Consider the following 21789-nt stretch of genomic DNA (forward strand, 5'->3'; position numbering starts at 1 on the left):
CCGCTTCCTTCCTTCTCGGCCCGCGCACGGGCCATGACCTGCGGTCAGCACATTCCCGCGGGCTGGGAGGCCCGGCAGGAGTTGCGTTCGAAGGTGTTGCCCGTGCCGTGGTCGGCGTTGATGAGGTCCGCCGGGGAGTTGCCCTCGACCACGTTGTCGCTGATCCGGTTGCGGTCGTTGGTGACGGCCACAAAGCTCTTGAACAGGACGATGCCGCCCGACAGCGGCGAGTTGCCGGCGTTGTTCCTGACCACGTTCCGTGTCACCAGGGTGTCCTCGGCGCCGGTCAGGACGATGCCGGAGCCCTGCAGGGCGTCCAGCCGTGCGGTCTTCGGGCACGACTTGTTGTTGCGTACGAGGAGGTTGTCCCGCACGGTCAGTGCGCCGGCCTTCGGCTTGTTCTCGTCACCGACGACGAACACCGCCACGCAGTTGGCGGTCGCGCGGTTGCGAGCGACGGTGAGGTTGCGCAGGCGCCGTACTGTCAGGCCGATCCGGTTGCCCTCCAGCCGGTTGTGGTCGATCAGTGTTCCCCCGGTGTCCGTGGCGCCTGCCTCCTCATTGATCGTGTTGGCGAGGAAGACACCCGCGTCGCCGTTGTCCAGGGCGCTGTTGTCCTGGATCAGCGAGCGGACCGAGCGCTCCTGGGCGATGCCCCACACGCCGTTGCGCGCCGTGGTCACATTCCGCACGGTCAGCCGGTCGGTCGCCATGGCGAACACCCCGGTCCTGGCAAAGCCCGTGACGGTCAGCGAGGCGATGGTGACTCCCGTGACGTCACGGTCCTTCGTGCCCAGGACACAGATGCCGTTGCCGCCCTCGGCACAGCTGTTGGCGGCCTTCTTCCGGCTCGGCTCGATCACTGTGGCCCGCCCCATGCCGCGCAGGGTCAGCCCGGGCGTGGTCACCTTGATGCTCTCGTGGAACGTGCCGGGGGCCACGAGGACGGTGTCTCCGGGCTGGGAGGCGTCCACGGCCTTCTGGATCGACTGGCCCGGCATGACCACATGGAACGCATGACGGGCGGCCGCCGGAGCGGCACCCAGCCCGGTCCCGACCACCACGGCGGTGCACATCACGTATGCAATGCGGTATTTCTTCATATCGCGAACGCTATGACCGGATAGGACGTTTACCTGCTGAATAGACCATTCGGCGGCGTGTCCCGCGTGCGCCCTGCATCTGCCATGGGCCTGGGGCGGGGCGGGCACGTCAAATAGGGCTATAACCGGAGATACTTCGTACGGCGTCGTCGGAGTGTCCGGGGCGTGTCGCGCGAGCAGGCCACTGGGGGCCGGGCGGGAGCGATGTTGATCCGTGTGCTTCTCGTCGAGGAGATCGACCTGGTGCGCGGGGCACTGGCTGCCCTGCTGACACGTGAGGAGGACATCGAGGTGGTCGCGGCGGCACCGGGGTGCGGGCAGGCGGTCACACGGGCGCTGTCGTACCGGCCCGATGTCGTCGTCATCGACTGTGACGGCGATGCCGTCGAGGACGGGGCGCTCGGAACCTCGCAGGAGCTGAGCGAGCGGCTTCCGGAGTGCCGGATCCTGCTGGTGGCCGGCACGGCGACGCCCGAGTATCTGCGCCAGGCGCTGGCCCAGCCCGTCGCGGGCCTCATCGGCAGGAACAGTCCCAGCAACTTTCTGACGGAGGGCGTGCGCAAGGTGGCGGCCGGCGGGCGGTTCATCGACCCGGAACTGGCGCTGCTGGCGCTCTCCTCGGCCAGGAGCCCGCTGACCCCCAGGGAGCTCGAGGTGCTGCGGCTGGCGGCGGACGGCACTCCGACACGGGAGATCGCCGAGCGGCTGTCGCTGTCCGTGGGAACGGTCCGCAACCATCTGAACGCGGTCTCCAGGAAGACCGGCGCACGCAACCGCATCGACGCGATCCGGATCGCCCGGCAGTCGGGATGGCTGTAGGCGCGGCGCTCACGTCCCTTTCGGGCGCGCGAGTTCGCCGCCGCCGGCGGCCGGCCGCGCCGCGTCCGCCGGCCCGTCCCAGTGGCCGATCAGGTCGCGGTAGAGGGCGCAGTCCGCCATCAGCAGGTCGTGTGTGCCGAGACGGCAGTGCGAGCCGTCCATGACGAGGACGAGGTCGGCGCGCAGCGCGGAACTGATCCGGTGGGCGCACACGATGAGGGTGGCCGGGCGGCGGGCGAAGGCCCGTTCGGCGACCGCCTCCGCCGCCGGGTCGAGGTGGCAGGTGGCCTCGTCCAGCAGGACCAGCCGGGCCGGTGGCAGCAGGGCCCGGACCAGGGCGATCAGCTGCCGCTCACCCGCCGAGAGCACGGCGGGATCCACGGTCGCGTCATAGCCGCCGAGGCGCCGGACGAGCGCCTGCGCACCGATGGCCCGGACGGCCGCGTCCAGCTCGGACTCGCCGGCCTCGGGCTGAAGGTAGGCGAGGTTCTCCCGCAGGGTGCCGGCGAACACGTAGGCCTCCTGCGGGATCAGCACACGGCACCGGGACAGCCGGCCACGGTCCAGCTCCCGCACCGGGACACCACCCAGCCGGATCCGCCCGGCCCGTGGTTCGAGCACCCCGGCGACGAGCGCGGCGAGCGTCGACTTGCCCGCCCCGCTGGGGCCCACGACGGCCAGATGCGTGCCCGGCGCGAGAACGAGGTCGAGATCCCGTACGACCGGCTCGGCGGAACGGGCATATCCGAAGGTGACCCCGCACAACTCGACACGCCCGTCGCGGGGCTGCCCTGCGACGAGGGGGGACCTGACGGCGGCAAGCCCGTCCGGTGCGGTGTCACTGTGTGACGCCGACGGCCTGCCGGGCGCACCGTCTTGCGTCACCGTCCTGTGCAACCGCCCGGCGGCCCTGCGCCTCTTCGAAGTGCCGGTCGAAGGCGGGGTGTTGTTCGGGACGGTATCGGCTTGGGGGCCGGTCGGCGTGGCGGTCGACGCCTCCAGGATGCGGGTGAGGGTGACCAGGAGCCACAGGCCGCTGCCGCCCAGGCCCTGGACGAAGCCGCGCAGGGCCGGTTGCAGGGACTGGGAGACGTAGGTCAGGGCGCCCAGGACGGTGCCGGTCGTCATGCCACCGCGGACCAGCCAGGGCGTTCCGGCGAGGATCAGCACGATCGGGAGCCAGCCGCCGACACCCAGGGCGGCGGTCCGCACGGCGGTGAGCCGGGCCAGGGCGCGGGCCGCGTCCGCCGCCGCGTCGACGCGGGCGCCGACCCGAGTGCGTACGACGTCCTCGGCGCCGCAGGCCGTGACGTCCCGCAGCCCCGCGGCCACCGCGCCCACCTGCTCGGCGATGGCCTCGTCGGCCAGCACGACGGCCCGCTGCCGGGCAGCCATCGCGCGCAGGGCCAGCAGGAAGAGTGCGAGCCCGGCCACGAGGGGCGGCAGCACGAACAGCAGCAGTACCGGATCGAGTACGACCAGCCCGAGCAGCACGCTCACCGCGGTGACCGAGAAGGTCTGCACGAACATCACGATCGCCCCGTACGACTCACGGGCGATCTCGACCTGTTCGGTCAGCCGGGCCACGCCCGCCGTGTCGGCCGGCCCGGTCAGGCGGGCGGAGCGCTGAAGTGTGCCCGTGGTGACCAGGGTGACCAGGTCGTCGCGGAACGGCTCGACGACGTCGGCGAGTCGGAGCGTGGCCTGCCGGGTGCCCCAGGCGCCGAGCAGGACGGTGCAGGCCAGCAGCGCCAGCCAGCCCAGGCCCGTGGTACTGCGGCCGGCGAGGAAGCCGTCGTCGACGGCCCGGGCGACCAGCCAGCCGGACAGCAGCGCGGGCACCGCCTGCACCAGCGACCAGCCGGTGAGCCGCGCGAACTCCCGGCGCCGGGCGCGGAGGGTGGAGCGAAGCAGTCCGTGGGCCGCCCGGTTCATCGCGGCCCCCCGTCGGGCGCCGGCTCCGGACGGAAGACGGCCCGGTACTCCGGATCCGCCCACAGTGCGCGGTGGGTGCCCTGTCCACGGACGCGGCCCGCCTCCAGCCAGACGACGTGGTCCGCGCGGGCCGCGGTGGACGCCCGGTGGGTCACCACGAGCCGGGTACGGCGGGCGAGCTGCCCGGACCCGGTGAGCACCTTGCCGATGTGGTGCTCGGTGACGGTGTCGAGGCCGGCCGTCACGTCGTCGAGCACCAGGAGCCGGCCGGCCGGGCCCGCCTGGACGAACGCGCGTGCCAGGCCGACCCGTTGGGTCTCCCCGCCGGACAGCGGGGCGGTGGCCGGCTGGGTGCCGTACCCCTCGGGCAGGGTCTGGAGGAAGGCGTCGGCGCGCGCGGCGGCCGCCCCGGCCAGCACCTCGAAGTGCGTAGCGTCGCGAGCCCCGAAGGCGATCGCGTCGGCGTACGTCCCGCCCAGCAGCACCGGCCGGTCGAAGCCGTACGCCACGGCCCGCCGCAGCGCCGCGCGGTCCACGTCCCGCAGCGGCACCCCGTCGAGCAGTACCTCGCCCTCGTCCGGGTCGGCCAGCCGCCCGGCCAGCGCGGCGAGCAGCGACTTCCCGGCACCCGAACGCCCCACGACGGCCGTCAGCATGCCGGGCGGCGGAGCCAGGTCGACGCCCTCCAGCACCGTGCCGCCCTCCGGCGTGCGGACGGTCACCCCCCGGAACTCCAGCCGGCCGCCGCCCCCGCCCGGCAGTCGCGCGGTGCCGTACACCACGACGGGTTCCGCCAGCACCTCGGCGACCCGCCCCGCCGTGGCGCGCGCGAAGGCGAGCCGGTGCGCCGAGGCCACCAGCGAACTCACCCCCGTGGCCAGCAGCACGTACTCGCTCGCGGCGAGCGTCTGACCCGGTGTGATGCGGCCCCGGGCGAGCTCCAGGCCGGCCACCGCCAGGACGGCGACCTCCAGCAGGGGGACGACCGCGGCGTCCCGCGCGGAGACCCGGGCGTAGGCCCGCCACATCCCCATGCCGTGGCGGTGCAGCTCCGGCAGCGGCCGCAGGATCCGCCCGGCCTCCCGGGCCGTGGTTCCGGCGGCGGTGATGGAGCGGATGCCGGTGAGGGCGTCGACGAGCCGGGCGGCGATACGACCCTGCGTGGCGAAGTAGCGGTCGTTGACGTCGGAGACGTCACGGACGAAGGCGCGCACCACCAGGACGACCACCGGCAGCCCGGCGAGGAACGTCAGGCACAGCCAGGGGTCGATGAGGGCCAGGGCCACCACGGCCCCGACCGCGGGAAGCACTTCGGTCACCGCCCACACCAGACCCGAGGGGGCGCTGCCGGTCCGGGCGGTGTTGCTCACCAGGCGCGTGACCAGATCGCCCGGAGTGTGGCGGCGGGTCGCACTGCTGCCCATGTCCAGGACGTGCCCCAGCAGGGTGTGCCGCAGCCATGCCGTGGAGCGGGAGTTGGCGACGGCGCCCGCGTAGTCGTCTGCCGCGTCGCACACCACGAGGAGCGTCACGGCGACGGCGGACAGGGCCAGCCACAGGGCGGCGTCACCGCGCCCGAGTACGGCGTCGACCGTGCGGCCCATCAGCGCGGGCAGGACCACGTAGACGCCGGCGAGCACAAGAGAAGTGGCGGCCAGGACGCCGCCCCAGGTGCCGCCCCGCCGGACCGCCGTCAGCAGCAGTCGGTCCGCCGCACGTCGTTCCACGGGCCCCTCCTGTCTGCCGTCGCCGGACGGTTTCCGGCGGAGTGAGGCGGGGACACCGGAGGTGCCCCCGCCGTTGGGGTGAGAACTAGCAGAGCAGCAGGCTCAGGCGGCTGCCTCCACAGCCCTTGCTCGCGCGGCTGCCCGGCGGCGGAGCGTGCCCGGTTTCGGTCTCGATGGTGAGACCCTGCAGTTCGAGGAGCGACATCACGTCCTCACCTCCTCTCTGGTACTCGCGTGGGGACGGGGAAGTCATGGGCGGGCAGGCCGGGTGTCAGGAACGGCAGTCCGGCCGGCCGGGAGTGGAAGGCGGCGCCCAGCGCGAGCAGAACACCCGCGCCGCCGGTGGCCAGGTCCATGGACAGCCGCAGCAACTGCTCGCCGGGGAAGGCCAGTTGACCGTCCAGGAGACAGGCGTGGCGGGCCAGTCGGCGTACGTGGCCGGCGATCAGGGGGTCCCGCTCGGCGGCCGTGCCGGGCGGGTACGGGCGGCTGAGGTGGAGGATCATCCCGGCGAGACCGTCGAAGAGCCCGGGCTCGATGTAGAAGGACGCCCTGGCCGCCTTGCGGATCGCTGCGGCGGCGTCCAGGAACTCCTCGTCCGCGCGATGGGCCAGGTAGTCCTCCAGGACCATGCCGATGCCCACGCTGCCGTCGGCGAGATACGGCATGGTGCGCCAGCCCTCGTTCACCTCCATCGACCCCTCCTCGCGCACCACGCAGCGGCGCAGGTCCTGGCGCAGAGCCGTGGCGGCCAGGTCGAGCAGGGCCGGGTCCTTGCAGCGCTCGTACAGGCGCAGGAACAGCAGCGCCGGTCCGGACGACCCGAACATCAGCCCCGCCCTCGGGTGGGCGCCGCCGCTGGTCTCCGCCACGGCGTCGGCAGAGCCCAGGCGGTCGGCGACGACCTCCGCCACCCGGCAGGCGGTGTCACGGCAGGTGGCGTCGCCGGTGGTGGTCGCGAAGTGCAGCAGGTTCAGGCCGATGCCGGACAGTCCGCCCTTGAGGTCGAGGGGCAGCGGTTCCCACCGTTCGCCCAGGCACATGTCGAGGACCTTGGCGGCCTCCTCGTGGTGTCCCAGGTGCTCGAGGACATGGGCGACGCCGTGCAGACCGTCGTAGAAGCCGAGGCGGGTGCCCGGTGCCGGGTCGAGCGCGTGCCGGATCAGCCACTCCTCGTGGTCCGGGTGGCGTCCCGCGCCCGTCACGTCCAGCGCGTACAGCACGCCTGCCGCGCCGTGGGCGAGGCCCAGGCCGCTTCCCGGGAGCAGGAACTGCTCGATGTCGCCCGGGAAGAGCCGGTCGTGCCGCTCGGGTGCGGCGGAGGCCAGGACGGCCGAGGCGATCGAGTCCCGGGCGTGCAGCCAGCCCGCCCGGTCGGGCTCCAGCCGGGGCGCGTCGTCCGCCCCCGCGTCGATCCCGCCGTCGCCTGTGATGGTGCGTACGGCCGCGTCGAGGAAGGAGCGGGGGACCGGGAACAGCCGGGCGGCCTCCCTCGCGAGCTGCCCCGCCTTGCCGGTGTCCAGTTCGATCAGCCCGGTCAGCGGCAGGAACAGGAACAGCCGCAGACTGGCCAGGGCGTACCGGTCGATGTCGAAGCCGGTGGCGCCGCGCGGGGCGATGAAGCCCGGGGCGGCGAGGACCTGGCGGCGCGCCTGCGTCACGTCCATGGCGCCCTCGAAGTCGACCAGCACCACCCTGCCGTCCGGGCGGACCAGGATGTTGTCCGTGTGCACGTCCCCGATCACGATGCCCCGCTCGTGGACCGCGGCGACCGCCTCCTCCACCTGCCGGTGGATGTCGAGAGCCCAGTCGGTGTAGTCGGCGAACGCGGCGCGGTCCGGGGACAGCGCGGCGAGCGGATAGCGCTTGACGAACTCGTTGTACAGCGCGGTGGCCTCGACGAGCTCCTCCACGAGGAAGTGGTGGCCGCCCAGCTCGAAGTGGTCGCGGACCGCGGGCACGAACGGCAGCCCGGCCAGCCGTTCCAGGGCCTCCCGCTCGCGCCGGAGCCGGGTCACGGCGTCCGCGCCGTCCGGGGTGAGCCCCGCGTGCGGCCGCCCCTCCTTGAGGACGACCCGCTCCTGCGTCCGGGTGTCCACCGCGGCGTACAGCCCGCCGGCGTTGGAGAAGTGCAGCGCCTTCTCGATCCGGTAGGGCAGGTCGGCGACGGTGGTGCGCCTGCTCTCGGCGAGGTGGGGTTCGAGGAAACCGGGCAGTTGCACCCACTCGGGCAGCCGGAAGGTGGGGCCGCGCACGTCGGGCACCAGACGGCCGGTGGGATCCTCCACCGCCTGCTCCAGCTCGCCGTCGTCCGACACGCAGTACCGGTCGGCGAAGGCCCCGTACCTGACGTACAGCGGACCGTCCCCCCAGCGCAGGTCGCTGAGGATGTACGGGCCCTGGCGCCCGTCGAGCAGACCGCCCAGCTCGGTGAGGATGCGCTCGCACTCGGCCTCGTCCACGGGGTAGACGGTCACGAACTTGCCGCTGGAGCCGCGGTGCGCGTACTTCGCGTTCGCGAGGAACAGGGCGTCCATGCCGGGCAGGAACTTGAACGCGATGCGGCGCGGGACGCAGTAGTCCCACACCTCGTCCAGGATCGACTGCGCGTTGTCCGGACAGGCCGAGACATGGATCTTCCAGCCCTGCCGGGGGAACACGGTGCCGGTGGGACGGCACACCACCCAGTCGCCGAGCTCCTCGCGTGCCCACGAATCGGGCAGCGGCCGGCCGGCCTGCCGGAAGCAGCCGCGCGTGCGGCCGTGATGCGGTGCGTCGTAGAAGTGGGGGTCCGTGAGGCAGTAGACCTCGTACCGCTTGTCCACGGGAGTCTCCAAGGGTTTCAGTCCGCCTCCCCGGTGCCTCTCACCTCCCACGATGGCAGAAGGCGCGGGCGTGGACATCGTGCGTCTGTCACCTCACGTGCGTGGGATTCACCCGGCTCCACTGTGCGAAACGCACAGCCCGGGAGGTGGATAATCACGACCGCAGGAGTATTCGAACCTCCCGAAAGGGTGTGTGTTTCCCGGCATGCGCAACGGTTCCGCACGATGAGCGTCAGCGACTCCTTCCCGTTCGGTGCCGCCACGACGCTCGACGAACTCGCCCGGGACCCGCATCCCCGGCTGGCGCGGCTGCGGGCGCACGAGCCGGTGTCCTGGCTGCCGGAGCTGGGTGGCTGGCTGGTGACCCGCCGTGACCTGGCGCTGCACGTGATGCGGGACGCCGCGACCTTCACCGTCGACGACCCCCGGTTCTCCACCGCGCGGGTCGTCGGACCGAGCATGCTGTCGCTGGACGGGGAGCAGCACACCCGCCACCGCGAGCCGTTCAACGCCCCCTTCCGGCCACGGCAGGTGCGGGACGGCTTCGCCTCGTTCATCGAGCAGGAGACCGGCCGGCTCATCACCGCTCTCGAGCCGGCGGGCACCGCCGAACTGAGACGCTCCTTCGCCGGACCCCTCGCGGTCGCCGTCGTGACCGAGGCACTCGGGCTGGCCGGTGCCGGCACGGACACGGTGCTCTCCTGGTACGACTCCATCGTGCGCGCCGTCTCGGACATCACGGCCGGACACGAGCCGGGACCCGCCGGAGCCGCCGCGTACGCGCAACTGCGGACCGCCGTGGAGAAGACCGTTGCCGACCGGGGCAGTTCCTCGCTGCTGGTGTCCGCCGCCGGGCGGCTCGCGCTGCCCCAGCTCGCGTCCAATGCCGCGGTCCTGATGTTCGGGGGCATCGAGACCACCGAGGCGGTGATCGCCAACGCGCTGCTGCACCTGCTGAGCCACCCCGACCAACTCGCCCTCGTACTTGGCGACTTCGAGCTGCTGGACGGTGCGATCGAGGAGTCGCTGCGCCTGGAACCCGGCGCGGCCGTCGTGGACCGCTACGCGACAGGTGACACCGCACTGGGTCCGGCCACCGTCCGCCGGGGCGATCTGGTCACCGTCTCCCTGGCCGGCGCCAACCGCGACCCTGCCGTCTTCCCCGACCCCGACCGCTTCGACGTCCGCCGCGAGAACGCGCGCCTCCAACTGGCCTTCGCCCACGGCCCGCACCACTGCATCGCCGCCCACCTGGCCCGCCTGGAGACCCGCATCGCCCTCCAGCGCCTGCTCGAACGCCTCCCCGCCCTGCGCCTCGACCCGGACCGCCCCACAGCCCCGCACGGCCTGGTCTTCCGCAAGCCACCGGCCCTGCATGTGCGATGGGACAGCCGTCGCTGAGGGGCGGTGGCGGGAGAGACACGCCCGGGACGAGGGTTCCGGCGCGGGCCCGCGGCTCGTAGGTTCGTTCATGTGAACAGCGACAGCCGAGAACGAGCGGAACGATTCGTCCAGTTGCACCGGCAGGGCTGCTTCCTGCTCCCCAACGCGTGGGACGTGGGCAGTGCCCGGATCCTGGAGGCGGCCGGCTTCCCCGCCGTGGCCACCACCAGCGCGGGAGTCGCGTTCTCCCTGGGCCGCCCGGACCACGACTTCTTCAGCGAGCAGCCGAAGGGCCGCATCGGCCGCGGGACGATGCTGGCCCGCATCCGCGAGATCGCCGACGAGCTGACGGTGCCGCTGAGCGCGGACCTCGAGGACGGATACGGCGAGGCGCCCGAGACTGTGGCGAGCACGGTCTCCAAGGCGCTCGCGGCCGGTGCGGCGGGCGGCAACATCGAGGACTTCACCGGCGACCGCAAGGCGCCGCTCCACGACCCGGCCCTCGCCGCCGACCGCATCCGCGCCGCGCGCGCCGCCGTGGACGCGGTCGGCGAGCCCTTCGTCCTGGTCGGCCGGACCGACGTGCTGCTCGTCGGGGGCACGCTCGACGAGTGCATCCGGCGGGCCAACGCGTATCTGGCGGCCGGGGCGGACTGTGCGTTCGTGCCGGGCGCCGCCGACGCCGAGACCATCGGCACCCTGGTACGCGGACTCGACGGCCCGCTCAACGTGGTGATGGGCCTGACGGGCGGCACGCTGTCCCTTCACGACCTGCGCGAACTCGGCGTACGGCGGGTCACGGTGGGCGGCAGCATCGCCCGCGCGATGTACCGCCACCTGCTGAGCGCCGCGCGGGAACTGGCCGACCGGGGCACCTTCTCCTACGCCGACGACCAGATCCCGCAGTCGGACCTCAACGACCTCTTCCAGCCGCGTCCTTGACGCTCGGTCGGCACGGTCAGGGCCGAGTTCGGCGCCGGTCCGGGGAACGGCGGTGGGTCTCAGGGCCGCGGCCGAGCAGGATCCACCCACATGAGCCCGTCCTCCGAAGCCACCAGGCCGCCCGGCCGCACCGGCGTCTCCTCCTCCAACGGGCCGCCGAACACCCCTCGTTCCTGCAGAACCGCACCCTCCTGGAAGACCTCGCGGATGGTGGGCGACTCGAAGAGCGGGTTGCGCAGGCCGTCGGAGTCCGGCAACCGGCCCACGGCCGAGCCGAGCTCGGTGGAGGCCGTGGTCAGCCGGGCGCCCGCCTCCCCGAGCCCGTCGAAGCCGGCGTCGCCGGAGGCCAGACCGCCCACCAGCTCGACGAACGCCTCCAGTTCCGTCGCGTCCACGTTGGTGACCTTGCGGGCCTTCCAGAAGTACGAACGCTCGTCCTCGTGCATGTCGTAGAAGGAGACCAGGAACTCGTAGAACAGGCTGTACTCCTGCCGGTAGCGGGCCTCGAACTCGTCGAACAGACGAGCTTCGTCCAGCGTCCCCGCGAGGCCGCTGTTGAGGGAGCGGGCCGCGAGCAGGGCCCCGTATGTGGCGAGGTGCACGCCGGAGGAGAGCACCGGGTCGACGAAGCACGCCGCGTCGCCGACCAGCACCATGCCGGGCCGCCACAGCCGGGACTTCCAGTACGACCAGTCCTTGCGGACGCGGACCTGGTCGTAGGGCGCCTCGGTGGCCTGGGGAACCCCCTGCAGGAGGTCGCGGACCTCGGGGCAGGAGTCGATCAGCCGGCGCCAGGCCGCCACCGGATCCCGCTGTATCCCGGTGGCGTTCTCCCGGCTCACCACGGCCCCCACGCTCGTGAGGTCGTCGCGGAGCGGGATGTACCAGATCCAGCCCTCGTCGAAGGCGGCGCAGAAGATGTTGCCGTCGTTGGGCTTCGGGAGCCGTGTGCCGCCGGCGAAGTAGCCGAACACGGCGATGTTGCGGAAGAAGTCGGAGTACGTCCGGCTGCCGCCGACCTCGGTGTGGATGCGGCTGCCGTTGCCGGAGGCGTCCACGACATAGCGGGCCCGGGCCTCGCGGAGCTCGCCCCCGCGGCCGCTCCAGCTGACGCCCCGCACCCGCTCCTCGTCGGTGAGCACGCCCTTGACGCGGGAGTTCTCCCGTACGTCGACGCCGACCCGGCGGGCGTTGTCCAGCAGGATCGCGTCGAACCGGGACCGCTCCACCTGGTAGGCGAACGAGGTCGGGTCGGCCAGCCGGGGAGACAGGGCGAAGGAGAACTGCCACGGATCCCGGTTGCGGCCCCACCGGAACGTCCCGCCGCGCTTCAGCTTGAAGCCCGCCCGCGCGACCTCGTCCTCGACGCCCAGGATGCGGCAGACACCGTGCACGGTGGACGGCAGCAGCGACTCGCCGATCTGGTAGCGGGGGAAGGTCTGTTGTTCCAGGAGCAGGACGCGGTGGCCACGCAGGGCGACGGCCGTGGCGGCGGTGGTCCCGGCCGGACCACCGCCCACCACGATCACGTCGAATTCCTCAACTGTCCCGGGCTTGTGGGGGTGTTGTGCAACAGTCACTGTGCTTCTCCCAGGGAGTCGATCCACGCGCGGACGGCCGCCACGGTGGTCGGGGCGTGTTCCTGCATGAACGAGAAGTGGTCGCCGGGCACGTCGACCCGGGTGTGCGGCAGCGGCCAGGTCGTCCGCCACTCCTCGGGGCCCGCGCTCGCCGCCATCTCGGGCGTGGGCCGGGCTGCCCGCACCAGCAGGGTCGGGGTGTCGACCGGTTCCGGGCCCCAGCCCAGGAACATGCGCGTGTACGCCCCCAGGGCCGCAACGCCTGCGTCCTCGTCCCCGGGAAACTCGGTGCCGCCCAGTCGAGGCGCGATCACCGCGGGCAGGGACAGCAGCCAGTCCTTGTCGCTGTTGCCGTCGTGGACGAGATAGGTGTCCAGCAGCACCTGCCCCACAGGAGCCGCCCCCAGCGTTTCGAGCCGCCGGGTCACGGCATGTGCCACGGCGCCCCCGGTGCTGACGCCGACGACCACGAAGGGCCTGCCGCCCACCTGCCGCAGTACCGACTCGGCGTGGGTGCGGGCCAGGGTCTCCCGGTCGGCCGGGACCGCGCTGCCCACACCGATGCCCGGGTGCGGGAACTCCAGGACGTCGAGCTGGCCCTGAAAGCACCCGTGGAAGCGGGCGAACTCCCCGCCCGGCGCGCGGAACGTCGGGTGGGTGCCGGTGAAGAACACGAGCACCGGACCCCCGGCCCCGCCACCGGTGGCGCGCCGCACCGGCGGGATCGAGTGCTGCCGGCTCTCGGCCGCCTCGAAGGTCGGAACCGCCCAGGACGCCGTGACCAGCATCTGCATCGCGGCGACCACCTGTCCGGCCTCGCAGACCCGCCGGTAGAGCGAGGACAGCGTCTGAGCGGGACGCGGGCCGGCGGTGTCGGGTGCCGTCGCAGGCAGGTCGTCCTCCAGCAGGCCGAGGATGTGCCGGGCCAGTCCCTGAGCCGTCGGATGCTCGAACACCACGGCGGCCGACAGACGCAAGCGCAGCGCCATGCTCAGCCGGTTGCGGACCTGCACCGCCATCAGCGAGTCGAAGCCCAGCTCGGCGAAGGACCTGCCGCCCGGGAGGGCGTCGGCGTCCGGGTATCCGAGCACCGCCGCGACGTCGGCGCTCATCAACTCCGTGAGCCTGTCCTCGCGTTGTCCGGCGGGAAGCCGGGCCAGCACCTGGCGCCACGCTCCCGGCTCCCACGGCTGCTCGGGCCCCGGGCGGGCCTTCTCGACGGCGGGCGTACGCGGGCGCACCAGTCCGCGCAGGAGCGGCGGCAGCGGCCCTTGGGCCACACGGAGGCCCGCCCGGTCCAGCAGAACGGGCGCCAGCAGGGACCCGCCGTCGCGGAGCGCCGCGTCGAACAGGGCCAGACCCTGCGCCGTGGACAGCGGCCGGAGCACGCCATCCTCCCGCTGCTGTGCCCCGGCCATGCCCCCCGCTGCCTCCCACGGCCCCCACGCCAAGGACACCGCCGGCAGCCCGAGTCGGGAGCGGTGATCCGCCAGGGCGTCGAGGAAGGAGTTCGCCGCCGCGTAGTTGCCCTGGCCCGCGCGACCCAACAGGCCGGAAACCGATGAGAACAGGACGAACGCCGACAGGTCCAGGTCCCGCGTCAGCTCGTGCAGATGCCAGGCCGCATCCGCCTTCGGGCGCAGCACCGCGGCCATCCGCCCGGGGGTCAGCGCGGTCAGCACCCCGTCGTCCAGCACCCCGGCGGCATGCACCACGGCGGTCGGCGCGGGCACACAGCTGTCGATCACCTCGGCGAGCGCGGCACGGTCGGCCGCGTCGCAGGCCACGATCCGCACCTCGGCGCCCAACTCCTCCAGCGTGGCCCGCAGTTCCCCGGCGCCCGGCGCCTGCGGCCCCCGGCGCCCGGTGAGCAGCAGATGCCGTACGCCGTACGAGGTGATGAGATGGCGGGCGAGCTCCGCACCCAGAGCGCCGGTACCGCCGGTGATCAGGACCGTGCCCGCCCCGAGAGAGACGTCCGCGGCTGCGGTGTCCTCGGCGCGAGCCAGTCGCGGCACGTTCAACTGTCCGGAGCGGATGGACAGTTGGGGCCGACCGGTGGCCACGGCTGCCGGCAGGAGCCGTAGCGACTCGGGTCGTCCGTCCACGTCGACGAGGACGACACGCCCGGGTACCTCGGACTGGGCCGTGCGCACCAGCCCCCACACCGCGGCACCGGCCAGGTCGGGGTCCGGTGCGGTTGCGTTCCGCGTCAGCACCACCAGGCGCGAGCCCGCCGTGCGCGGGTCGTCCTGCCAGTCCTGCACCGTGCGCAGCACCTTGGCCGTCAGCGCGTGCACGGCGGGCAGCGGGTCCGGCTCCGCGCCGACCGCCGTGAGGACGAGGGTGTCCGGTTCGTCCACGGCGGTGTCCACGAGGTCCGGGAGCAACGCGCACAGGTCCAGCTCGTCCGGGCCCAGCACCGCCCACCGTGCCGTGACCTCCCGTTCGCCGCCGGACGGTTCCGCAGGGGTCCAGTCGGGGCGCCACAAGGCCTGCCGCACCACGTCGAGTTCGGCCGTCGGGACGGGGAGCTCCCGGGTCACGAGGGAATCCACGCGTGCCACAGGGCGGCCCGCCGGGTCGGCGAGCGTCACCGAGAGCGCATCCGCTCCGGTCGGGGCGATGCGTACCCGTACCTCCGACGCCCCCGCCGTGTACAGGCGCACGCCGGTCCATGCGAAGGGGACCCGCAGAGCCCCGGCCCCGGCCGTGGATCCTGTCAGCAGCGGTGCGTGCAGTGCCGTGTCCAGCAGAGCCGGATGGATGCCGAAGCGGTCGGTGCCCGTCAACTCGCCTTCTGGCAGCCGCACGTCCGCGAACAGGACGTCCCCGCGCCGCCACACCGAGCGTACGCCCCGGAAGGCCGGCCCGTAGGTGAGGCCGTCCTCGGCGAGACCGTCGTAGGCGTCCGTGAGGTCGGCCTCGACGGCGCCGTCCGGGGGCCACGCCCCGAGTTCCGGGTCCGGCGGCGGAGGCTCACCGGGGGCCGGGCCGAGCAGACCGGTGGCGTGCCGGGTCCAGACGGGCTTCGCGTCCACGTCGGGGCGGGCGTAGACCTCGAACGGCCGTCGGGCGGATCCGTCCGGCTCGCCCACGACGAGTTGGACGCGCACCCCGAGGTCCGGGGGGAGGGTGAGCGGGGCCACGACGACGAGTTCGTCAAGGGCCCCGCAGCCGACTTCGTGGCCCGCCTGTACGGCCAGTTCCACGAATGCCGTCGCGGGGACGAGGACCGCCCCGGCGATCACATGGTCGGTGAGCCAGGGGTGCGTGGTGGGGGAGAGCCGGCCGGAGAACACCGTGCGCTCGGTGTCCGGGACCGTGAACGCCGGGCCCAGCAGCGGGTGTTCGCGAGTGTCCGCCGCGGGGGCCGGCGTGCGCGGCGCGTCCAGCCAGTAACGGCGGCGCTGGAAGGCGTACGTCGGCAGGTCCACCCGCCGGGCCCCGCTGTCCGCGAGCGCCGCGGGCCAGTCGACCCGCGCCCCGCGCACATGGAGGCGGGCCACGGCGGCCAGGAGGGTCCGGGGCTCGTGTTCGCCGCCGCGGGTGGCGGTGACGCACAACGGCACGTCGCCGTCCGGGCCGGTGAGGCATTCCTCGGCCGCCGCCGTGAGCGCGGGGCCGGGGCCGATCTCGAGGAACGCCGAGACGCCGTTGTGCCCGAGCCAGTGCAGGGCGTCGGCGAACCGCACCGGCCGGCGGGCGTGCCGTACCCAGTACTCCGGGGAACACAGCTCCGTGGCCTCGGCCGGGCGGCCCGTCACCGCCGAGACCACCGATATCCGTGGCGGCCGGAAGGCCAGTGCCTCGGCGACCCGGCGGAAGTCGTCGAGCATCGGCTCCACCAGCGGTGAGTGGAAGGCGTGGGCGACCCGCAGTCGCACGGTCCTGCGGCCGCGCGCCTCGAACCCGGCCGCGACGGCGAGCACCGTCTCCCGTACGCCGGAGATCACCACCGAGCGCGGCCCGTTGAGGGAGGCGATGGCCACCTGGTCGCCGACGCTCTGGAGCGCGGCGAGGACTTCCTCCTCCGTCGCGTGCAGGGACACCATCGCCCCGCCGGCGGGCAGGGCCTGCATCAACCGTCCGCGGGCAGCCACCAGTTCTGCCGCATCGGGCAGATCCAGTACCCCTGCGACGTGGGCCGCCGCCAGTTCTCCGACGGAGTGCCCGGTCAGGAAGTCGGCCCGCACACCCCAGGACTCCAACAGCCGGAACAACGCCACCTCGAAGGCGAACAGACCGGCCTGCGTGAAGTCCGTGCGGTCGAGCAGGGCGGCCTCGGGCGAGCCCCGCTCCGCGGACAGCACCTGCCCCAGCGGCACTTCGAGACGGCCGTCGAGCTCCCGGCAGACCTCGTCGAAGGCGGTGGCGAAGACGGGGAACGCGGTGCGCAACTCCGCGCCCATCCGCACGCGTTGGGCGCCCTGCCCGGTGAACAGGAAGGCCGTGCGCAGGCCCGGGTCGGCGACGGCCCGCATCGAGCCGAAGCCGTCGCCGCCCTCGGCGAGTGCGTCGAGGGCCGCGAGCATCCGCGCTCGGTCGTCGGCCGGCACCATCGTCCGGTGTGCGAGCGCCGGCCTGGATACCGCAAGGGAGAAGCCGACGTCGGCCGCGGAGAGGTCGGGGTGGGCCGTCAGATGGTCCGCGAGGCGGCGGGCCTGGGCGCGCAGGGCTGCCTCGTCGGCGCCGGAAAGCAGCCATGGCGCCGCCGCTGGGCGCTCCACGGGATGTGCCGCGATGTGTGTTCTTTCGGCTGCGGGATCATCGTGGCTGGTCGCGCCCCGCGGCGGAGCCGCATATGGATACAGCCCCGCGCCCCTTGGGGGCGCTGCCGTTGCCCCAGGCTCTTCCAGGATCACGTGGGCGTTCGTGCCGCCGATGCCGAAGGCCGACACACCTGCCCGGCGCAATCCGCTGTCAGTCGCCGGCCACGGGCGGGCCTCGGTCAGCAGCCGCACCCGTCCGGCGGACCAGTCGACGTGCGGTGTCGGGGCCTGCGTGTGCAGGGTCCGGGGGAGTTCCTCGTGGTGCAGGGCCTGCACCATCTTGATGACTCCGGCGACTCCCGCGGCCGCCTGGGTGTGGCCGAGGTTCGACTTGACCGAGCCGAGCCACAGCGGCGGCCGGTCCTCCGGCCGCCCCTGGCCGTAGGTGGCCAGCAGCGCCCTCGCCTCCAAGGGGTCGCCGAGCGTGGTGCCCGTACCGTGCGCCTCCACCGCGTCCACGTCCTGCGCGCGGAGCCCGGCGTCGGCCAACGCCCGTGTGATCAGCCGCTGTTGGGCCTGGCCGTTGGGTGCCGTCAGCCCGTTGGAGGCGCCGTCGGAATTGACCGCGGAACCGCGCAGCACGGCCAGGACCGGGTGGCCGTGGCGGCGGGCGTCGGACAGCCGCTCCAGCAGCACCAGGCCCACGCCCTCGGCCCAGGCGGTGCCGTCCGCGGCGGCTGAGAACGACTTGCAGCGGCCGTCGGGCGCCAGACCGCGCTGCCGGCTGAACGCCGTGAACGGCTTGGGCGTCGCCATCACCGTGACCCCGCCCGCCAGCGCAAGGGAACACTCCCCGGAGCGCAGCGCCTTCGCCGCCCAGTGCAGCGCGACCAGTGAGGAGGAGCACGCGGTGTCGACGGTGATCGAGGGCCCGCGCAGGCCGTAGACGTACGAGATGCGGCCCGAGGCCACGCTGCCGGCCGAGCCCAGGCCCAGATGGGCCTCCAGCTCGTGCGTGGTGAAGCGGGCGGAGTAGTCGCCGTGCATCACGCCCACGAACACGCCGGTGTCGCTCTCGCGGATCGTGGACGGGTCGATGCCCGCCCGCTCCCAGACCTCCCACGAGGTCTCCAGCAGCAGCCGCTGCTGCGGATCCATGGCCAGCGCCTCACGCGGAGAGATCCCGAACAGATCCGCGTCGAACTCCGCGGCCCGGTGCAGGAATCCGCCCCGGCGGGTGTACGAGGTGCCGATCCGTTCCGGGTCGGGATCGTAGAGGGCGGCCAGGTCCCAGCCCCGGTCGGCCGGGAACTCCGAGGTCGCGTCCCTGCCCTCCGACACCAGGCGCCACAGGTCCTCGGGCGATTCCACGTCGCCGGGCAGGCGGCAGCCCATGGCGACGATCACCACGGGATCGTCCGCGCTCGCGTCCACGGCGGAGGGCGGCTGATCAGCGGTCGCCGGGGGGAAGAGGGTGGTGTGCAGGTGCCGGGCCAGCGCGGCCGGTGTGGGGTGGTCGAAGACCAGCGTCGAGGGCAGCCGCAGCCCGGTCGCCTCGCCGAGCCGGTCGACGAGCGTCACGGCGCCCACGGAGGTCAGGCCGAGTCCGGTGAACGGGCCGTCCGCGTCGAGCCGTTCGTACGGCCCGCTGTCGCAGACCCCCGCGGCCTCCGCGAGCACCGCCTCACGCAGCGCCCGCTCGCGCCCCTCCGTCGGCAGGGACAGCAGCCGCCGCCGCAGGACTCCCGCGGCGGCCGTCGGGGAGGACGGGGTGGGCCGGGCCGCTCCCGTGACGACCGCGTGGCGGGCGATCTTGCCGGACGCCGTGCGGGGAACCGCCGCGATCTCGCGGATCTCCACGGGCAGTTTGTAGGCGGCCAGCCGGGTACGGCACGCCTCCAGAACCTGCCGCGGGTCGAAGCCCTCCGGGCCCGGGACGACGTGGGCCACCGGGACCTCGCCGAGGACGTCGTGCGGAACACCGACCACGACCGCGTCCCGCACGCCCGGGCAGCGCAGCAGGGCCTGTTCGATCTCTGTGGGATGGATGTTCTCCCCGCCGCGGATGATCAGCTCGCTGACCCGTCCGGTGAGGGTGAGATGACCGTGTGCGACGCGCCGGCCGAGGTCCCCGGTGCGGTACCAGCCGTCCCGCAGCGCGGCCTCGGTCTCCTCGGGCCGGTCGTGGTAGCCGGTCATCAGGCTCGGGCCGCGGACCCAGAGCTCGCCCTCGTCGCCGTCCGCGACATCGTTGCCGGAGCCGGGATCGACGACGCGCACCTCCATGCCCGGCACCGGTGGACCGCAGGAACCGTCGACCCGCGGCCCGTCCGGCCGGTTCACCGCGATCATGCCGCAGGTCTCGGTGCTGCCGTAGGCGTCGAGCAGCGGAGCCCCCAGCAGCTCCTCCACCGCCCGGCGCAGGGCGGGTGCGCTCGGGGCGCCCGCCACGATGCAGGTCCGCAGTCCCGGAGGGGCAGGCGAGGGGTCCTCCCGGGCGGACGCCAGCAGCTGGTGGTAGGTGGCAGGCACTCCGGCCAGGACGGTGCAGGGGCCGCCGAGTTCTGCGCGCGGTGTGCGCAACTCCCGCAACAGGCCGCCGGGCGGGAGGAGTTCGGCGGTGATCCTGGCGCTCGCGCCGACCGCGGTGACACCCAGGACGGCAAGAGAGTGCCCGAAGCTGTGGAACAGCGGCAGCGGCCACAGCAGCCGGTCCGCGGAGGAGAGCCCGAAGAGCGGGGCGTAACAGGCCGCCGCCGACCACAGGGCGGCCCGCTGCGTGGACAGCACGCCCTTGGGGCGGTGCGTGGTGCCGGAGGTGTAGAGCATCCAGGCGGGCTCGTCGAGGCCCAGGTCGTCCCGGGGCGGCCCGGCGGGGGAGGGGTCCGAGGCGATGGCGTCGAAGAGGACCGTGCCGTCAGGGGCGTCCTCGGGGAGCGGTCCCGGGCCGGTCAGCAGGATGCGCGCATGACGCTGTCCGGGACCCGGGCGGTGCAGCCGTGCCAGGTGCGCGGGGTCGGTGACGAGGACCGAGGCGCCGCTGTCCTCGAGGAAGTGGGCGAGTTCCGCGTCCGAGGACCGGGGGTTGAGCGGTACGCCGACCGCCCCCGCCCTGACCACGGCCAGCACACTCTCCACCGTCTCGACACAGTTGCCCAGACAGATCGCGACCCGCTCGCCCCGCCGAAGGCCGGTCCGGGCGAGGTGGGCGGCAAGCCGGCCGGTGCGCCGCTCCAACTCCGCGTAGGTGACGGCGCGCACGTCGTCGGCGAACGCCACACGTGACGGTGCCTCCCACGCGTGTGCCTTCAGCAGCTCCGGCAACGGCCGGATCAGCCCGTCGTGCGTCATGTTCCTGCCCCTCCGGCGCGTGCTCGGCACGGCCGCCGTCAATCCCCTTGCAGGTCAATGGTGTTGAGCCTACGGGGAGGAGGGCCGGGTGATCGAACATTCCGGCGGGGTGGCGCGCGAGAGGGAGCCTCTCCTTCAGCGGGGAGGCCCCTCCCTCACTGAGGACCGGACTGCGGGCCGAAGTCCGACGGGTCCCAGTTGTTGCTGCCGGGCGCCTGCGGTGCCTGGTGCTGCATCTGCTCCGCCGCCACGCGGGCTTCCGCCACGACGTCGCCGCGCTCACGGAGCAGGCTTTCGTACACCGGTAGGTGATCGTTTCCGCTCGGATTGGGTGTCACAATCTGGTCCTTCTCCGTGGTGATCTCGGTCATGCGGGCTGGCCGGTCACGGATCCCATGACCGACCAGCCAATAAATCAGGACGGGCGGACAGAACTGAGGAGAAGGAGAACCCCTTCGGTGTCCATGGTGAAAATGTCCTGTGGGGCCCGGGAACTACGCGGCGGTCACGGCAGTGGCGGTCACCGTGTTGTCGCACTCGGCGAGGACACCGTCGTCCAGAGCGACCTGGTGTGCCCCGGAGCCCGGCAGGCCGACCACCATCGTCGGGTAGGTGACCGGCTTGGCGCCGGACTTGCAGTAGCCGTCCGCCTCGCCCTGGACCTGGACGAAGGTCAGCTTCAGCCAGGCCTTGGCGCCCGGTGCCAGCTTGACCGGCGTGGCGGTCCCGGAGGGCGTCACCTTCAGCGGGGCGTTGTGCTCGGGGGAACCGTTGCCCGCGCCGGCCACAGTGGGGTGGCCCTGGAGGATGCACGGCCGGGCGGAGACATTGGTGAACTCGACCACCGCCGCTCCGGTTCCGGTGCCCACCGGGCGGTCGGCGGCCTGGTGCGCGGTCACCTTCAGGGCGGTGGCCGCGCACGCCTTCACGGCCGTACCGGTGGAACCGGACCCGGATATGGGGGATGCGGTCGCGGTCGGGGCCTTCGAGGTGGGCGCGGGGGAGGGCTCCTGGGTCGTCGTGCCCGGGGTGGTGGTGGAAGCGGACGGCGCGCTGCTCGGCGCCTGCGACGACGTTTCGGCCCCCGCCTTGGAGCCGTCGGCCTGACACGCGGTCACCGACAGAGCGGCCAGAAGGACGGCGATCGCCGGCGCGGCCTTGCGGATGCCGTTCACGTACTGCATGGAGTCCCCCGAGTTCGGATGGTGCGGGGCCGGTCCTTCGCCGGCGCCCGACCATGGAGACACGACTGCCTCACCGGGGGTTTCTCCTGTGGATCAGCTGTGACACGCGTGGATCTTCTGTGACAGTGCGGTGACGAGAGGGCGCCGGTCCGATGGACCGGCCCCGCACCATCCGAACTCGGGGGACTCCATGCAGTACGTGAACGGCATCCGCAAGGCCGCGCCGGC

Annotated in this window: 12 protein-coding genes; 3 read left to right on the plus strand and 9 right to left on the minus strand. The window is 73.1% G+C overall.

Annotated elements, in window-relative coordinates; genetic code table 11:
- Positions 1-44: 44 nt before the first annotated feature.
- A complete protein-coding gene (locus ACWC1K_RS43595) occupies positions 45-1103 on the minus strand; it encodes a right-handed parallel beta-helix repeat-containing protein (RefSeq protein ID WP_450839015.1) in 1059 nt (352 codons plus the stop codon).
- Positions 1104-1307: 204 nt separating this feature from the next.
- Between ACWC1K_RS43595 and ACWC1K_RS43600 the strand changes: the two genes are divergently transcribed.
- On the plus strand, positions 1308-1922 hold the full coding sequence (locus tag ACWC1K_RS43600) for a response regulator transcription factor (protein ID WP_450839016.1): 615 nt from the start codon (positions 1308-1310) through the stop codon (positions 1920-1922).
- Between the two features lie 9 nt (positions 1923-1931).
- Here the strand turns inward: ACWC1K_RS43600 and ACWC1K_RS43605 are convergent, their stop codons facing one another.
- The 4 genes from ACWC1K_RS43605 to lanKC all read right to left on the minus strand — a co-directional run bounded on the left by ACWC1K_RS43605 (position 1932) and on the right by lanKC (position 8409).
- Complete coding sequence (locus tag ACWC1K_RS43605) at positions 1932-3857, minus strand: ATP-binding cassette domain-containing protein (protein WP_450839017.1); 1926 nt, start codon at positions 3855-3857, stop codon at positions 1932-1934.
- Positions 3854-5584 carry an ABC transporter ATP-binding protein gene (locus tag ACWC1K_RS43610; protein ID WP_450839018.1) on the minus strand — a complete coding sequence of 577 codons (1731 nt, stop codon included), beginning with the start codon at positions 5582-5584 and terminating at the stop codon, positions 3854-3856. Before ACWC1K_RS43610 ends, ACWC1K_RS43605 begins: the two co-directional genes overlap by 4 nt.
- 85 nt (positions 5585-5669) lie before the next feature.
- Positions 5670-5789: a SapB/AmfS family lanthipeptide gene (locus ACWC1K_RS43615; RefSeq protein WP_099926849.1), complete on the minus strand. Its 120-nt coding sequence runs from the start codon at positions 5787-5789 to the stop codon at positions 5670-5672.
- A gap of 7 nt (positions 5790-5796) precedes the next feature.
- Positions 5797-8409, minus strand: coding sequence for a class III lanthionine synthetase LanKC (lanKC, locus tag ACWC1K_RS43620; RefSeq protein ID WP_450839021.1), 2613 nt, complete (start codon positions 8407-8409; stop codon positions 5797-5799).
- A gap of 225 nt (positions 8410-8634) precedes the next feature.
- Here lanKC and ACWC1K_RS43625 point away from each other — a divergent pair, with 225 nt between their 5' ends.
- Both ACWC1K_RS43625 and ACWC1K_RS43630 read left to right on the plus strand, forming a co-directional pair.
- Positions 8635-9810, plus strand: coding sequence for a cytochrome P450 (locus ACWC1K_RS43625; protein WP_450839023.1), 1176 nt, complete (start codon positions 8635-8637; stop codon positions 9808-9810).
- Between the two features lie 72 nt (positions 9811-9882).
- Complete coding sequence (locus ACWC1K_RS43630; RefSeq protein WP_450839025.1) at positions 9883-10734, plus strand: isocitrate lyase/PEP mutase family protein; 852 nt, start codon at positions 9883-9885, stop codon at positions 10732-10734.
- Between the two features lie 59 nt (positions 10735-10793).
- Here the strand turns inward: ACWC1K_RS43630 and ACWC1K_RS43635 are convergent, their stop codons facing one another.
- From ACWC1K_RS43635 to ACWC1K_RS43650, 4 genes are all read right to left on the minus strand, one after another.
- Positions 10794-12263 carry a tryptophan 7-halogenase gene (locus ACWC1K_RS43635; RefSeq protein ID WP_450839027.1) on the minus strand — a complete coding sequence of 490 codons (1470 nt, stop codon included), beginning with the start codon at positions 12261-12263 and terminating at the stop codon, positions 10794-10796.
- Between the two features lie 47 nt (positions 12264-12310).
- Complete coding sequence (locus ACWC1K_RS43640; RefSeq protein ID WP_450839028.1) at positions 12311-20377, minus strand: type I polyketide synthase; 8067 nt, start codon at positions 20375-20377, stop codon at positions 12311-12313.
- A gap of 155 nt (positions 20378-20532) precedes the next feature.
- Entirely contained in the window at positions 20533-20748 is a 216-nt protein-coding gene (locus ACWC1K_RS43645) for a hypothetical protein (RefSeq protein WP_450839029.1), read from the minus strand.
- Between the two features lie 123 nt (positions 20749-20871).
- The gene (locus ACWC1K_RS43650) at positions 20872-21561 is read right to left on the minus strand and encodes a DUF4232 domain-containing protein (RefSeq protein ID WP_450839031.1); all 690 of its coding nucleotides are present in this window, start codon (positions 21559-21561) and stop codon (positions 20872-20874) included.
- Between the last annotated feature and the right edge of the window lie 228 nt (positions 21562-21789).

Source organism: Streptomyces sp. NPDC001492 (assembly GCF_053597275.1).